This is a genomic window from Streptomyces sp. NPDC002032, assembly GCF_042890765.1.
GTDB lineage: Bacteria > Actinomycetota > Actinomycetes > Streptomycetales > Streptomycetaceae > Streptomyces.
The window spans coordinates 1-14033 of sequence record NZ_JBIASM010000034.1; the positions used below are offsets into that span (position 1 = coordinate 1).

16 protein-coding genes are annotated in these 14033 nt (G+C 71.1%); 5 read left to right on the forward strand and 11 right to left on the reverse strand.

Features of this window, described 5'->3' with window-relative positions:
- Positions 1 to 91: 91 nt before the first annotated feature.
- Positions 92 to 847 (reverse strand): SIS domain-containing protein, encoded by a 756-nt coding sequence (locus ACFYYT_RS36055; RefSeq protein ID WP_351827587.1) that lies wholly within the window; start codon positions 845 to 847, stop codon positions 92 to 94.
- A gap of 267 nt (positions 848 to 1114) precedes the next feature.
- Between ACFYYT_RS36055 and ACFYYT_RS36060 the strand changes: the two genes are divergently transcribed.
- Positions 1115 to 1807 (forward strand): metal-dependent transcriptional regulator, encoded by a 693-nt coding sequence (locus ACFYYT_RS36060; protein ID WP_351827589.1) that lies wholly within the window; start codon positions 1115 to 1117, stop codon positions 1805 to 1807.
- 265 nt (positions 1808 to 2072) lie between these two features.
- On the forward strand, positions 2073 to 2945 hold the full coding sequence (locus ACFYYT_RS36065) for an alpha/beta hydrolase (protein WP_351827592.1): 873 nt from the start codon (positions 2073 to 2075) through the stop codon (positions 2943 to 2945).
- Positions 2946 to 2972: 27 nt separating this feature from the next.
- Here ACFYYT_RS36065 and ACFYYT_RS36070 read toward each other — a convergent pair whose 3' ends face one another.
- Both ACFYYT_RS36070 and ACFYYT_RS36075 read right to left on the reverse strand, forming a co-directional pair.
- The gene (locus ACFYYT_RS36070; protein ID WP_351827595.1) at positions 2973 to 3668 is read right to left on the reverse strand and encodes an alpha/beta hydrolase family protein; all 696 of its coding nucleotides are present in this window, start codon (positions 3666 to 3668) and stop codon (positions 2973 to 2975) included.
- Positions 3669 to 3749: 81 nt separating this feature from the next.
- On the reverse strand, positions 3750 to 4682 hold the full coding sequence (locus ACFYYT_RS36075; protein ID WP_351827665.1) for an NADP-dependent oxidoreductase: 933 nt from the start codon (positions 4680 to 4682) through the stop codon (positions 3750 to 3752).
- Positions 4683 to 4835: 153 nt separating this feature from the next.
- Here ACFYYT_RS36075 and ACFYYT_RS36080 point away from each other — a divergent pair, with 153 nt between their 5' ends.
- Positions 4836 to 5810 carry a helix-turn-helix domain-containing protein gene (locus tag ACFYYT_RS36080; RefSeq protein ID WP_351827598.1) on the forward strand — a complete coding sequence of 325 codons (975 nt, stop codon included), beginning with the start codon at positions 4836 to 4838 and terminating at the stop codon, positions 5808 to 5810.
- Here the strand turns inward: ACFYYT_RS36080 and ACFYYT_RS36085 are convergent.
- Positions 5791 to 5976 carry a DUF397 domain-containing protein gene (locus tag ACFYYT_RS36085; RefSeq protein ID WP_351827600.1) on the reverse strand — a complete coding sequence of 62 codons (186 nt, stop codon included), beginning with the start codon at positions 5974 to 5976 and terminating at the stop codon, positions 5791 to 5793. The two genes, ACFYYT_RS36080 and ACFYYT_RS36085, sit on opposite strands and share 20 nt — an antisense overlap.
- A gap of 11 nt (positions 5977 to 5987) precedes the next feature.
- Positions 5988 to 6842 carry a helix-turn-helix transcriptional regulator gene (locus ACFYYT_RS36090; RefSeq protein ID WP_351827602.1) on the reverse strand — a complete coding sequence of 285 codons (855 nt, stop codon included), beginning with the start codon at positions 6840 to 6842 and terminating at the stop codon, positions 5988 to 5990.
- Between the two features lie 198 nt (positions 6843 to 7040).
- Here ACFYYT_RS36090 and ACFYYT_RS36095 point away from each other — a divergent pair, with 198 nt between their 5' ends.
- On the forward strand, positions 7041 to 7457 hold the full coding sequence (locus ACFYYT_RS36095; protein ID WP_351827605.1) for an ATP-binding protein: 417 nt from the start codon (positions 7041 to 7043) through the stop codon (positions 7455 to 7457).
- Positions 7458 to 7573: 116 nt separating this feature from the next.
- Here ACFYYT_RS36095 and ACFYYT_RS36100 read toward each other — a convergent pair whose 3' ends face one another.
- The 6 genes from ACFYYT_RS36100 to ACFYYT_RS36125 all read right to left on the reverse strand — a co-directional run bounded on the left by ACFYYT_RS36100 (position 7574) and on the right by ACFYYT_RS36125 (position 12369).
- On the reverse strand, positions 7574 to 8008 hold the full coding sequence (locus ACFYYT_RS36100) for an SMI1/KNR4 family protein (protein ID WP_351827608.1): 435 nt from the start codon (positions 8006 to 8008) through the stop codon (positions 7574 to 7576).
- Positions 8009 to 8214: 206 nt separating this feature from the next.
- Entirely contained in the window at positions 8215 to 8664 is a 450-nt protein-coding gene (locus ACFYYT_RS36105) for a contact-dependent growth inhibition system immunity protein (protein WP_351827610.1), read from the reverse strand.
- A 58-nt stretch (positions 8665 to 8722) separates the two neighbouring features.
- Positions 8723 to 9154: a polymorphic toxin type 28 domain-containing protein gene (locus ACFYYT_RS36110; protein ID WP_388610668.1), complete on the reverse strand. Its 432-nt coding sequence runs from the start codon at positions 9152 to 9154 to the stop codon at positions 8723 to 8725.
- Complete coding sequence (locus ACFYYT_RS36115) at positions 9076 to 10746, reverse strand: transporter (protein ID WP_351827616.1); 1671 nt, start codon at positions 10744 to 10746, stop codon at positions 9076 to 9078. The genes ACFYYT_RS36110 and ACFYYT_RS36115 overlap by 79 nt, the downstream gene beginning before the upstream one ends.
- Entirely contained in the window at positions 10743 to 11573 is an 831-nt protein-coding gene (locus ACFYYT_RS36120; RefSeq protein WP_351827618.1) for an ABC transporter ATP-binding protein, read from the reverse strand. The genes ACFYYT_RS36115 and ACFYYT_RS36120 overlap by 4 nt, the downstream gene beginning before the upstream one ends.
- 115 nt (positions 11574 to 11688) lie before the next feature.
- Positions 11689 to 12369, reverse strand: a complete 681-nt coding sequence (locus ACFYYT_RS36125; protein WP_351827621.1) for a bifunctional DNA primase/polymerase — start codon at positions 12367 to 12369, stop codon at positions 11689 to 11691.
- 216 nt (positions 12370 to 12585) lie between these two features.
- Between ACFYYT_RS36125 and ACFYYT_RS36130 the strand changes: the two genes are divergently transcribed.
- A complete protein-coding gene (locus tag ACFYYT_RS36130) occupies positions 12586 to 13968 on the forward strand; it encodes a transcriptional regulator (RefSeq protein ID WP_351827624.1) in 1383 nt (460 codons plus the stop codon).
- The last annotated feature ends 65 nt before the right edge of the window (positions 13969 to 14033 follow it).

Consider the following 14033-nt stretch of genomic DNA (forward strand, 5'->3'; position numbering starts at 1 on the left):
GAGTACGTCCAGTACGAGCGCTTCCGGCCGGCACGCCGAGAGCACGCACCGGACGCCGCTCCTTGACGGGCAAACGTTGCCTGACGCGGCACTAGTGGCGGAAGAAGATCCGGTCGCCGTACTCCTGCATCACGCGGCCGTTCCACTCGTGCCCGCCGTCGACGTTGCCCGAGCGCAGCAGCGGCGGCTCCAGGCCGCGCGTGGCCAGTTCGCCGGCCGCCGCCGCCATCACCGCCTGCATGATCGCGCTGGTCACCACCGTCGAGGCGGGGGCGAAGGGGGCGTCGATGCCGTCGGCGGTCAGTTCCGCGTCGCCCACCGCGATCTTGCTGTCGAGGACGATGTCGCAGTGGTCCTTGAGGTAGGTGCCCGACACGTGCCGCGACTTGGTCCCCGTCGCGTACGCCACCGAGGTCACGCCGATGACCTTGAGGCCGATCGCGCGGGCGTTCATCGCCATCTCGACGGGCAGCGCGTTGCGCCCGGAGAGGGAGATGATCACGAGTACGTCGCCGTCGGAGGCCGGGCTGCTGTCCAGGACCGCTCCGGCGAGGCCGTCGACCCGTTCCAGCGCGCTGCCCAGGGTGGCGGGCATGACGTCGACGCCGGCGGTGCCGGGGACGGCCAGGAAGTTCATCAGCGCGAGCCCGCCCGCCCGGTACACCACGTCCTGCGCGGGCAGCGAGGAGTGCCCGGCACCGAAGGCGAACAGCCGGTTCCCGGTCGCGACGGCCTCCGCGATCACGGCGCCCGCCTCGGCGATCCGGGTGCCCTCCTCGTCCCGCACCCGCTCCAGCAGGGCGATGGCGGCGTCGAAGAACTGCCCGGCCAGCTTGCTCTCGCTCATACGCCGAAGGCCCTTCCAGGGTGGGGTGCGGTGGCTGCGTCGTCGGTGTCCGCCGCTCACCGTGCGGTCTGGACCAAGGGCGTGTCAATACGAACGTCAATCCGGGGCTGAAAGGGCCGCCACGTGGGCGGCCGCCCGTTCGCGCGGCTCCGGTGAAGATCACCCGTACATGTCCCGTACATGCCTTGACGCTCGGCGCGGGACGGTTGTCGGTGTGATGCGTCAGAATTGGGGGCAGGGCCAGCGCACGCAATCCGAGGGGCACGAATGTCCGGACTGATCGATACCACGGAGATGTATCTCCGCACCATCCTCGAGCTGGAAGAGGAAGGCGTGGTCCCCATGCGCGCTCGGATCGCCGAACGGCTGGACCAGAGCGGTCCGACCGTGAGCCAGACGGTCGCGCGCATGGAGCGTGACGGTCTGGTGGCGGTCGCCAGCGACCGCCATCTGGAGCTGACGGACGAGGGCCGCAAGCTCGCGACGCGCGTGATGCGCAAGCACCGCCTCGCGGAGTGCCTGCTCGTCGACGTCATCGGCCTGGAGTGGGAGCAGGTGCACGCCGAGGCCTGCCGCTGGGAGCACGTGATGAGCGAGGCGGTGGAGCGGCGCGTGCTGGAGCTGCTGCGGCACCCGACCGAGTCTCCGTACGGCAACCCGATCCCGGGGCTGGAGGAGCTGGGGGAGAAGGCCGAGGCGGACCCGTTCCTGGAGGAGGGCATGGTCAGCCTCTCGGAGCTGGACCCGGGCAGCGAGGGCAAGACCGTGATCGTGCGCCGGATCGGTGAGCCGATCCAGACGGACGCGCAGCTGATGTACACGCTGCGGCGGGCGGGCGTGCAGCCCGGCTCGGTGGTGAGCGTGACGGAGTCCCCGGGCGGGGTACTGGTCGGCAGTGGTGGTGAGGCCGCCGAGCTGGACTCGGACATCGCCTCGCACGTGTTCGTCGCCAAGCGCTGACGCCGTTGGAAGCGGGGATGGGTCCCGGCGCCTCGCGGCGCCGGGACCCTTCCTCCCCTGGCTGACCTGGAGCCCCGAGCTCTCAAGGTCATCCCCTTCGGACCGTCTTCCCCGAGCGGCCCGCCTCCCTGTTGAAAGGATCTCCATCGGCAGCGGCGGCCAATCCTTGAGCAAGGTCACTCGAAAGAGCGGTGTTGTCGGCGAGACGCCCGTTTTCGAATACGGGTTCGATAGTCTGGCCGGGAGCGAAGGGGGTGCATCTGCGGTGGTACAGCGCATCGATGTGACGGGGGCCGACGGTTTCCGCCTTGCCGCCTGGGAGTTCCGCGAACCGCCGGCGGAGCCCCGGCATCCGCCCGTCCTGTTACTCCACGGCCTGATGGGCCGCGCCCTGCACTGGGCCGGTACCGCGCGCTGGCTCGGCGAGGAACGCCGGGTCGTGGCCCTGGACCAGCGCGGGCACGGCCACAGCGAGCGGCCGCCGCCCGGCCCCGGCAGCCGTGACTCCCTGGGCCGCGAGGCCTTCGTGGCCGATGCCGAGGCCGTCATCGAGGGGCTCGGCCTGGCGCCCGCGGTCGTGATCGGCCACTCCATGGGAGCGCTCACGGCCTGGCAGCTCGCCGCCCGCCGCCCCGAGCTCGTCCAGGCGGTGGTCATCTGCGACATGCGGGCGTCCGCGCTCGGCGAGGCCTCGCAGCAGGAGTGGGAGGAATGGTTCCGCCGCTGGCCGCTGCCCTTCCCCACGCAGGACGCCGCCCGCCGCTGGTTCGGCGAGGACGACCCCCGGGTGGAACGCCCCGACCCCGGCCGCGGTGCCTTCTTCGCCGAGGTCATGCACCGGGCCCCGGACGGCTGGCGCCCGGTCTTCTCCCGTCACCAGATGCTGACCGCCCGCGAGACGTGGGTGCACGACGCCCATTGGGAGGAGCTGGCCCAGGTCCGCTGCCCCACCCTGGTCGTCCGCGGGCTCGACGGCGAACTGGGCCGCGCGGAGGCCCAGGAGATGGTCCGCGTCCTCCCGGCGGGCCAGTACGCCGAGATCCCGGACGCGGGCCACTACCTCCACTACGACCAGCCGGCCGCCTGGCGGGCCGTCCTGGAACCCTTCCTGGAGTCCGTCACCGCTGACGCCCGCTGACGCCCGCTGACGCCCGCCCCGCCCGCGCTAGTTGCGGGCGGGGGTGGTGGTGGGGGCCGCGTCCAGGAGCACCTTCAGGAGCTCGTCGGGGGCTTCGCCCATCACGTTGTGCCCCGACGCGACGATGTGCGTACGCCAGGAGGGGTCCGCGGAGAGCCGCTCGTAGAGCGCGGTGAAGGGGGAGCCCCCGCCCCAGCCCGTGGCGTACACGAAGTCGCGCGGGCCGGCGATGCGGTCGAGCCCGCCCTCCAGGCGCACGGCCTGCATCAGGGAGGCCAGTGGGTGCGGGGTGGCCCGCGGATCGAAGAAGGGCAGCGGGGCGCTCGCGTAGCCGGTCTCGCCCACCCCGTTCAGGTACCAGCCGCGCTCCCGCTCGGTGACGAGGGACCAGCAGGAGTCCCCGTCGCCGGGGACCAGGGCGTCGACGTAGACCAGACCCGCCACCCGCTCGGGGGCGCGGTCGGCGGCCCCGGTGATCACCATGCCGCCGTAACTGTGGCCGACGAGCACGGCATCGGTGACCTCGTGTTCCGCGAGGAGGTTCACGACGTCGGCTATGTGGGTGTCGAGGTTGACCGAGGAGGAGAGCAGGTGTCTGCGGTCGCCCACCCCGGTCAGGGTCAGGGCGAACGCCTGGTGCCCGTGGGCGCGCAGCTGCCGGGCGAGCGGCTCGAAGGTCCATGCGCCGTGCCACGCGCCGGGGACGAGGACGAAGGTGGTCATGCGGATCTCCTTGGCGTTCGGGCCGGTTGGTGTCGCTCGGTGTCCGGGGTCAGTCGGCGACGGGGTCAGTCGGCGACGGGGTCAGTCGGTGACGGACAGGACGATCTTGCCGGTCGTGCCTCGGGTCTCGCTGAGTTCGTGCGCCTTGCTCGCCAGTTCCAGCGGGAACACCGTGTCGATCGCCGGCCGCAGCAGCCCAGCCTCCGCGAGGGCGGCCACCTCCCGCAGGCCCGCCTGGTCGGCCTCCACGGCCATGAACGCGGCGCGCAGCCCCAACGGCCGCGCCACCTCCGCCAGTCGGGCCTCGGCCGGGGAGGCGAGGGAGACCAGGATCCCGCCGGGCCGCAGCACCCGCAGCGAACGCGGCCCGTACTCCCCGCCGACGGCGTCGACCACCACGTCCACCGGCTCGACCGCCGTTTCGAAGCCGACGGCCGTGTAGTCGACCACCTCGTCCGCGCCCAGCCCGCGCAGGAAGGCGTGCTTGGCGGCCCGGGCGGTGCCGATGACGTGCGCGCCGAGGGCCTTGGCGATCTGCACCGCGAGGTGGCCGACGCCGCCCGCCGCCGCGTGGACCAGCACCCGCTGCCCGGGACGCACGTCCGCGGTGTCCACCAGCGCCTGCCACGCGGTCATGGCGGCCAGCGGCAGGGCGGCCGCCTGTACGTGGCTCAGCCCGGCCGGCTTGCGGACCAGGTGCCGGGCGGGCGAGGTCACGTACTCCGCGTACGTGCCCGCCGGGAGCGGGTGGCGCGGCATGCCGAACACCTCGTCGCCGGGGGCGAGGGTGGTGACCCCGATGCCGACGGCCTCGACGACCCCGGAGACGTCCCAGCCCAGCCGGACGACCTCCGCGCCGAGCCCGCCGGAGGCCCGGTGCCAGGAGTCGGTCGGATTCACCCCGGCCGCGTGGACCCGTACCAGCACCTCGGCCACCCCGGGCTCGGGCCGCTCCACCTCGACGACCTTCAGTACCTCGGGCCCGCCGAAACCGTCCTGGCCGATCGCACGCATGGTCATTTCGTTCCCCCTGCTCAGTGGGCCTCGGTGCGGCGGCCCGTCCGAGATCAAGATTCGGGGATGCGGGGGAGGGGGGCGAGTGGCAGGAATGCCAGCATCAGAAAAGATCCTGCCATCACCCTGCCATCACCCTGTCATCATTCTTCCGTGTCCGAATCTCCGCACCGCGTCGTCGTCCTGGCCCTGGAAGGGGTCTATCCCTTCGAGCTGAGCATCCCGGCGAAGATCTTCGGCACGGCCGCCGGGCCGGCCGGGGAGCCGCTCTACGAGATCACCACCTGCAGCCTCGACGGCGGCCCCGTGGCGACCAGTTCGGACTACGCGCTCGCCGTCTCCCATGGCCCCGAGGCCCTGCGCACGGCCGACACCCTGGTCATCCCGCCCTTCACCTGCGACCCCGACCCGAACCGGGACTGGCTGCCGACGGGGCTGGCGGAGGCCTTGGCGTCACTGCCGCCCACCACCCGCATCGTCTCGATCTGCTCGGCCTCGTACGTCCTCGCGGCGGCGGGCCTGCTCGACGGCCGCCGCGCCACCACGCACTGGAACGAGGCCGAGCGCTTCCAGCGGGCCTTCCCGCGGGTGGAGGTCGACCCGAAGGTGCTGTTCGTGGAGGACGGCCGGGTGTTCACGGCGGCCGGGGTCGCCGCCGGGGTGGACCTGTGCCTGCACCTACTGCGGCGCGACCACGGCAGCGAGGTCGCCAACCGGGTGGCGCGGCTGTGCGTGGTCCCGCCGTGGCGGGAGGGCGGGCAGGCCCAGTACATCGAACGCCCCATGCCGGAGCCGGCCACCGCCACTACGGCGGCCACCCGCGCCTGGGCGCTGGAACACCTGGACCGGCCGCTGCCGTTGGCGGAGCTGGCGGAGCACGCCCGGATGAGCGTACGGACCTTCTGCCGCCGCTTCGGGGAGGAGGTCGGCATGCCGCCGGGCCAGTGGCTGGCCCAGCGCCGGGTCGACCACGCCCGCCGCCTGCTGGAAACCACCGACCTCCCGGTCGACCAGGTGGCCGCCCGAGCGGGCTTCGGCACGGCGGTCTCCCTCCGCCAGCACCTCACGGCCACCCTCGGCGTCTCCCCGACGACCTACCGCCGCGCGTTCACGTCGCCCCGCCGCTGAGGACCGCCCCGAGGAAGGCGGCCCAGGCTGCGGTGGATGCGGTGAGGACGGTACCGGGCCGGGGGCTCTCGGCGATGAGGACCTGACCGCGCTCGCCGGGAGCGACGTAGACGCAGGAGCTGCCTTCGGCGCAGTACGAGGACCGCTGCCAGTCGGGTTCGGGCATGGTGCTTCCCTTCACAGGTCGCGGGCTACGTCGCGGATCAGGTCCCGTGTCCGTCCGGGTGGCAGGGCCACCGCGTCGAGCCGGTCGAAGAGCATGCGGTACTTGGCTAGTTGGGGTTCTGCGTCGAGGAAGGCGAGCCCGTGCGACTGGTCCAGGTAGACGGTGTCCAACTGGGGCACGGTCCCGTGGACGCAGTAGACGGACTGGCCCGATCCGGGGAAGGCGCCCGCCGAGAACGGAATCACGCGCAGGGTGATGTGTTCGCGCTCGCTCATGTCGAGCAGGTGCTTCAACTGGGCGGTGGCGACGGCTGGTCCGCCCACAGCGATGCGCAGGGCGGCCTCGTGGACGGTCGCCCTGTACGGGGTCGGGTCATCCTCGTGCAGGATCCGCTGGCGCTTTACGCGGAACGAGATGCGGTCCTCGATGGCCGGGGGTGCGAGCGAGGGAACGGCCTGCCGGAAGATCTCGCGCGCATGCTCGGGCGTCTGGAGCAGCCCGGGGATGTGCACGGTGATGGCGTCCTGGAGCATCCGCCCGTGGTGTTCCAACTCCGCGAGGTCCAGCCAGGCCATGGGGAGCCGGTCGCGGTACTCGTCCCACCAGCCGCTGCCTTTCCGCTCGCCTGTCATCGCGACCAGCGCGTCGACCAACGCGGGGTCGGAGCACTCGTAGTGGCGGGCGAGGATACGGATCCGCTCGGGGCTGACGCCGAACCGTGCGGCCTCCATGTTGCTGACCTGGTTCGGCTTGATGCCGAGGAGACCGGCGGCTTCGGCGGACGTGAGCCCGGCGCGTTCGCGCATCCTGCGCAGCTCTGCTGCGAAGCGCAGTTGACGCGCGGTGGGGCTGCTGCGAATGGGCATCGTGCGTTCCTCCGCGAGGAATTGTCACCCACACGAGTGCGGGTTGCAGGCATTTAGCGCGAAGCGCCTAATCCCTTAAGTGGGAGTGTCTAGATTGGTCTCAGGCCACCGCCTGGAAGTACCCCGCTCGACGGAGCGACCTGGTCACCGGGCACCGCATGCACAGGGTCCAACTCTCCTCCTCGATCGGAGACTTCCATGGGCGCTACCGTAACTCCGTCCTGGGCCTACACCCTCCACCTCCCGCACGATCCCCGCGCCGCGGGCATCGCCCGGTGCACGCTCCGCGCCGTCCTGCGACGGCACGACATGACCGGCCTGGCCGACACCGCGGAGCTGCTGGCGAGCGAGCTGGTGTCGAACTCCTACCGCCACACCCGCGGCCCCTGCGCGCTCCGGCTGCGGGCGATGGCGGCCGGCCGCCTCCGGGTCGGGGTCTGGGACACCAGCCCGGACATCCCGTCCCCCTTCGGCCCGGAGCCGGCCGAGGACGCGGAGGCCGGCCGCGGGCTGGTCCTCGTACGGCTCTGCGCGGACCGCTACGGCGCGTACCGCCTGGACGGCGCACACGCGGGCAAGCTGCTCTGGGTGGAATGCACCCCACCGGGCCCCTGACCTCAGGCGAGAACGCCATCGACGGCGCTTGCGTACTTCTGGGTCGGCCAGGACGTGCCGGTTCTTGGTGCCGGTCTGGCCGACGTCAGCACAGTGCGTGATCTCAGACCGGAGTATCAGGCGCGATACCAATCCTCACCTGCGTGTGTAAGGGCGTTCCGCAGGAAAGACTCCAGACTAGGGGAAATCCAAAGGCGGCTGTCGGTTTCGTGATCCCAAGCGAAAATGTCATCTCGGCTAGGGGTGCGAATAAATGCGAACTGGTCCCCGCCGCCGCTTTCGCCGAAGAACATCAATGGCTCGAACGGCATGTAAAGGGAGCGGTATGAAGGCTCGCTGCGAAACGCGAGGTTCACCTTAATGATCTGGTTGACTCCCCAGATAATGTCGGTGCCATATTCATCAGAAACGCCGTCGGCCTGCATGAGGAGATCGCGCAATGCGTCTGGTAGGGGTTGGCTCAGGGATTCTTCCAAGCGCTCCAGTTCGGAGGGGTCTGCAGGTGATGATGTTTCTGACCCCTCGTGTTCGGCGATAAGATCTAGCCACATTGCACTTCCCCTTCTCGCTTGAGTGTTGGTTTTCTAGCGGGTCCTTGGGGCGAACAAATTCCCAGGCCTATCGTCCACTGTGGTTATATGAGTCGGTATTTCTGGCGGGTAGGGTCCGGGTGGTGATTGTGGAATTCGTTCCGTGAGACTCTGATTCGACTGAGTGGATGCGAATGCTTATGTCACCTTTCGGAACCGGAACCCCGTTAATCCCACCCCTCGAAAGTCTTCAGGAAGCGCCGGGCCTCGCGTGTGGCATGTGTAGGGAGGTCTTCCAGGAGGGTTACGATGTCTTTCAGTTCATTTGCCAGTTCCGGAAATTCCACCCAGGTTTCAGCTTTCCGGCCGAGGGTTGCTGTCAACAGGTCGTCGTCGTAGAAGCCCCCGCGGTTATTGATGTCCACCGTGTCGCGTAGGACTTCCAGTGCGAGCGGTAGTGTCCAGCGGAGCCCGACGTTCTGCCCAATCAGTCTCCCCAGTTCGTAGGCCGTTAGGCTTGCGAGAGGGCGCTTTCTGAGGGCGTGCATCGTTTGGACGAGCCCCGTCGATTCGCTTGGCGGGTCTCCCCAGCGTTCTCCGTCGAGGTCTTCAATGGAGCGATTTGCGTCAAAATTGACGGGCATTTGTTTCCTCGTTGGCTGGTAGGTGAATCTCATCGGTGCCCGATCGAATGTAGAAATCCATTCAGGCGGTCAAGTGTTTGAATGACGTCCTTTAGTTTCCCTGTGAGGACCTCAAGGCCGCGCTGCGCTCGGTAATGGAGTCGGGGAGGTTTTGTGTCTCGCGCTCCAGTGTCCTTCTTACCCTATCGAGGCCGTTGCGCGCGTTCGTCAAATCGGCTATGCGGTCAAACGGTGTGCCGTCCTTCTTTCTTGCTGCGACTTCTCCGGCAGCTTCTCGGCGAGCGGCGTCGTAGTGGTTGTGTCGAGGTTGAGAATTGATGTCACCCACGGGGTCGGCCTTGATGTTTTCAAGTTTCTCAATCGCGACAGGCGGTCGGCGTCGGGAACGCCGCAGGGGGTGGCGGGCCGGAGCCTGCCACCCCCTGCGGGTGCTGGAGGGAGGGGTCAGCCCTTGCTGACCGCCGTCAGGATCTCCGGGAGCTTGCGGGAGACCACCGGGGCGGCCAGGCGCAGGCCCGCCCAAGCCGACAGGGCGCCCCAGGCGAGGCCGGCCGGGAGCAGCGTCCAGCGCAGGCCGTGGAGGTTGTCCGAGGTGGCGAAGGCGACCGTCGCGACGATCATCGGGGCGCTGACGAGCGCCGAGGCGAACATGCCGCCGAAGATGCCCATCCAGGCGAGACCGCCCTGCCCCGGGGCGACGTTCTTGAAGGCGCCGTCCGTCGGGATCGAGTACGGCAGGTGCGCCGAGGCCAGGGCCCCCGTGAACAGCATCGCGCCCACCACCGCCAGGGACAGCCCCAGCGCCGCCGGGAAGCCGGACCAGTCGCCGAGCAGGGCCGCGGTGACGGCCGTGACCAGCACCGAGTACGGGACGGCGACCAGGGCCAGCGCGGCGGCCCGGGCCCGCAGTTCCTCGTACGCGTCACGCGGGCCGGAGATGGTCTGGGCGACCATCCAGAAGGCGGACGTGTCCTGCCCGAACTGGTTGTACATCTGGACGCCGAGCATCCCCGCGCCGAAGCAGGCGAGGTAGACCGAGCCGGTGCCCTGGAGGGCGTTGAAGACGGGCACGATCGCGCCGACCGCCAGCGCGGTCACCCAGGCCGACTTCGTCTTCGGGTCGCGCACCACGTAGCGCAGCGTGCGCTGCACGACCGCGCCCGTGCGCCCGGCCGGGAGGAAGGAGAGGAAGGACCAGACGCCGGCCGCCCCGTCCCGCTCCTTGGTCGGCGTCGCCGCCGCGAGGGTCGAGCCGTCCGGGGTGACCATCAGCTTGGTCAGGCTGCGCTCCCAGAACCACAGCAGCCCCGCCAGCGCCGCCAGGGTGAGGGCCAGCTGGGCGGCGGCCGTGCCGTACGCGCCCCGGCCGGCGGAGTCGACCATGCCGACGGCCGTCGCGGGCGGCAGCCACCGCACCACGGCCTCGACCGGCTCCAGCTGGGTCAGGCCGCCCGCCTGGAAGAGGCGCTGGCTGCCGAAGTTGACCGCCTGGGCGCCGACCGCGATCAGCAGCCCGCTCAGCAGCGCGAGGTCGCGCCCCCGGCGGCTGGACAGCAGCCGTACGTTCGCGGTGGCCACGGCGCGGGCCAGCGCCACGAAGACGAGGAGCAGCAGCGGTACGGCCGCCACCGCCGCCACCGCGCCGGCCGCGCCGCGCGCCACCGCCACCACCGAGCCGACGGCCAGGCAGAGCGAGAACAGCGGGCCGATGCCCACCAGGGAGGAGGCCAGCAGGGCCCGTACGAGCGGACGCGGGCGCAGCGGCAGCATCACCAGCCGGCTCGGGTCGAGGGTCTCGTCCCCCGAGGGGAAGAAGAGCGGCATGACCGCCCAGGCCAGGGCCATCAGCGCCGCGAGCAGGACGACGACCGTCGCCGCGTGGCGGTGGCCGTGCAGGAAGGACAGGCCGAGGGTGGCGAAGAAGCCGACGACGACGCAGAAGACCAGGTTGGAGATCCAGACGGCCTTGCGCTTGGAGGAGCCCCTGAGGCCGTTGCGCAGCAGGGACAGCTTCAGCCGGACGAAGAGCCCGGTGAGCGGGACCTCGGCGGCACTGCTCACGGGGGCCGTCGCGGCCAGGGTGCCGGTGCCGGTGCCGGTGCCGGTGGCGCTCATCGGGCGCCGCCGAGCCAGTCGAGGGAGTCGCCGGCGGCGCGGTCCCGGGCGCCGACGAGTTCGAGGAAGGCGCTCTGCAGGGAGGGCGCGGAGCCCCGTACGTCGGCCAGCGGGCCGGCGGCGCGGATCTGCCCGGCGGCCATCACGGCCACCCAGTCGCAGAGCGATTCGACGAGCTCCATCACGTGGGAGGAGAACACGACGGTCGCACCGGACGCGGTGTAACGTTCCAGCACCCCGCGGATGGTCTGCGCCGACACCGGGTCGACGCCCTCGAACGGCTCGTCCAGGAAGAGGACTTCGGGGTTGTGCAGCAGTGCGGCCGCGAGGCCGATCTTCTTGCGCATGCCCGTGGAGTAGTCGATGACGAGCTTGTGCTGCGAGCCCGCGAGGTCGAGGACGTCCAGCAGCTGGGTGGCCCGCTTGTCGGTCTCCTCGCCGGGCAGCCCGCGCAGCCGGCCCATGTAGCCGAGCAGTTCGCGGCCGGAGAGGCGCTCGAACATCCGCAGGCCCTCGGGCAGCACGCCGATCCGCTTCTTCACCTCGACGGTGTCGGCCCACACGTCGTGCCCGGCGACGGTCACCCGGCCCATGTCGGGCCGCAGCAGCCCCGTGATCATCGAGAGGGTGGTGGTCTTGCCGGCGCCGTTGGGGCCGACGAGCCCGATGAACCGGCCCGCGGGCAGCTCCAGATCGATCCCCCCGACGGCCACCTGCTCGCCGAACCGCTTCCACAGTCCCTCTACGCGTACCGCCGCGGGGGACGGCGCGGATCGCGCCCCGTCCGCCCCGTCCGTACCGCCTGCCGCATAACCCTGGTCCGGCATGCGCCTGCCTCTCGTTCTCATCCCCGTGGTCGTACGTTCCTCACCATAGGAGGAGGGGGAGGGGCGGGAGCAGTTACGTATGTCATGAACTTGCGGACACGAATGTCAGCGCATGTCAGCGCCGGCCCCGGGCCGCCGCCGCCTCGCTGCCGCACGCGTACGCCAGGGCGTCGATCAGCTCCTCGGTGTCCGGCAGCCACCGGTTCGCCGGAGTGGGCTTGCGGGCCCACTGCACCGGGCCCTTGCCGCCGTAACGGGTGGGCGGCGCGGCCACGTACTCGCCCTCGCCCCGCGCGACGAGGTCGAGGGTGTGCGGCAGCCAGCCCAGCTTGCGCACCAGGTCCGCGACCTTCGCCCCGGCGCCCGGCAGGACGAAGAACAGCATCCGGTGACCGGGGGTGAGGGTGACCGGGCCGAGGGTGCGCTGCATGCGTTCCAGCCGCGCCAGCGCCAGGAATCCGGCCGAGTCCGGGACGTCCAGGGCGTCGAAGGTGCGGCCCGTCGGCAGCAGGATGGAGGCCCCGGGGTGCTTGGCCCAGATCCGGCGGACGCCCACCGCGCTGCCCGAGGCCTGCGCGGCCCAGTCCTTCGTCGCGGGGTGCGCGCCGGGCGCCGGGCAGTCCGCCGCCCCGCAGGAGCACAGTTCGCGGCCGTCGCCGGGCTCCAGCCACGTACCCGCGAAGACGTCCCAGTGCCGCTCTTCCACGTACCGCACGGCATGGTCCAGCAGCTGCTCCCCCCGCTGCTTGGGGATGGGCGCGGTCTCCGTGACTCCGATGGTCTCTTCCACGCCCATCACAACTCCCGCGCCCACCGGGGGTTACGGGCGTAAACCAGCCGGTGGGCGGTGCATCGATCCTGCATGCGGGGCGCACCGGTGCACGGACGGGGGCGCATAGAAGGACGGGGCGCGGTCCCTGGGTAGCTACGCGACGCGGAGGGGAAGATTCTCCGCACATCAGGCGGGAAGTGATCATTCCAACGCTCTCCCGCGGCTTCAGGGGGTTTTCTCATGGCAGCCAGGCCTCTCGTCGCCCGTCAGCCGAACGAACGGCTGCAGGCGCTCATCCAGGAAGCCGGGTGCTCCAACGCCGGGCTCGCCCGGCGGGTCAACATGTGCGGGGCCGAGCACGGCCTCGATCTCCGCTACGACAAGACCTCCGTGGCCCGCTGGCTGCGCGGGCAGCAGCCGCGCGGCCGGGCGCCGGGCATCATCGCCGAGGCGATCGGCCGCAAACTCGGCCGGACCGTCACGATCGACGAGATCGGCATGGCCAACGGCAAGAACCTCGCCTCCGGGGTCGGCCTGCAGTTCTCCCCGACCGTCGTCGGCGCCATCGAGCAGGTCTGCGAGCTGTGGCGCAGCGACGTGGGGCGCCGCGACTTCCTCTCCGGGTCGAGCGTGGCCGCCTCCGCGCTCGTCGAGCCCAGCCGCGACTGGCTGATCACCGGGGCCGATCCGCAGGTGGCTCGCAACGGCGGGGCCCGGGTCGGGATGTCGGACGTGGAGGCCGTCCGCGCCACCACCCAGGCGCTGACCGAGCTCGACCACCGCTTCGGCAGCGGGCACGTACGGCCCGTGGTCGTGCACTACCTCAACTCGGTGGTCTCCGGGCTGATCGGCGGCTCCTACCGGGAGCCGGTCGGGCGGGCGCTGTTCGCGGCCGTCGCCCGGCTCACCGAACTCGCCGGGTACATGGCGGTGGACACCGGGCAGCCCGGCCTGGCCCAGCGCTACTACATCCAGGCCCTGCGCCTGGCCCAGGCCGCGGGCGACCGCGCGTACGGGGGCTACGTGCTGGCGGCGTCCATGAGCCACCTCGCCGCCGAGCTGGGCAACCCGCGCGAGATCGCGCAGCTGGCGCGGGCCGCCCAGGAGGGCACCCGGGGGCAGGTCACCCCGAGGGTGGAGGCGATGTTCTACGCCGCCGAGGCGCGCGGGCACGCGCTGCTGGGCGACGCCAGGGCCACGGCGGTGCTGTCGGGCCGGGCGGTGACGGCGCTGGAACGGGCGGAACCGGAGTCGGGGGACGACCCGGTGTGGATCCGCCACTTCGACCGGGCCTACCTCGCGGACGAGCTGGCGCACTGCCACCGGGACCTCGGCCAGGCCGACGCGGCGGGCCGGCGGGCCGAGGAGGCGCTGCGCGGCCTGCCCGTGACCAAAGCCCGGCGGCGGGCCATCGGGCTGCTGCTGCTGGCGGCGGCGCAGGTGCAGCAGCGGGAGGTGGAGCAGGCCTGCCAGACGGCGACGAAGGCGGCGGAACTGCTGGGGACGCTGAGGTCGAGGCGGGGTGCGGAGTACCTGGAGGATTTCCGTACGCGGCTGGAGCCGTACCGGGAGGAAGCGGCCGTGCGGGAGTTCGGAGCGCGGCTGGAGGTTCAGGTGGCCTGACGTGTCCGGGGCGTGACCGGGTAGCGTGACCCGACGGTTCCGCAGGTTCAGGGGAAGTCGGAGAA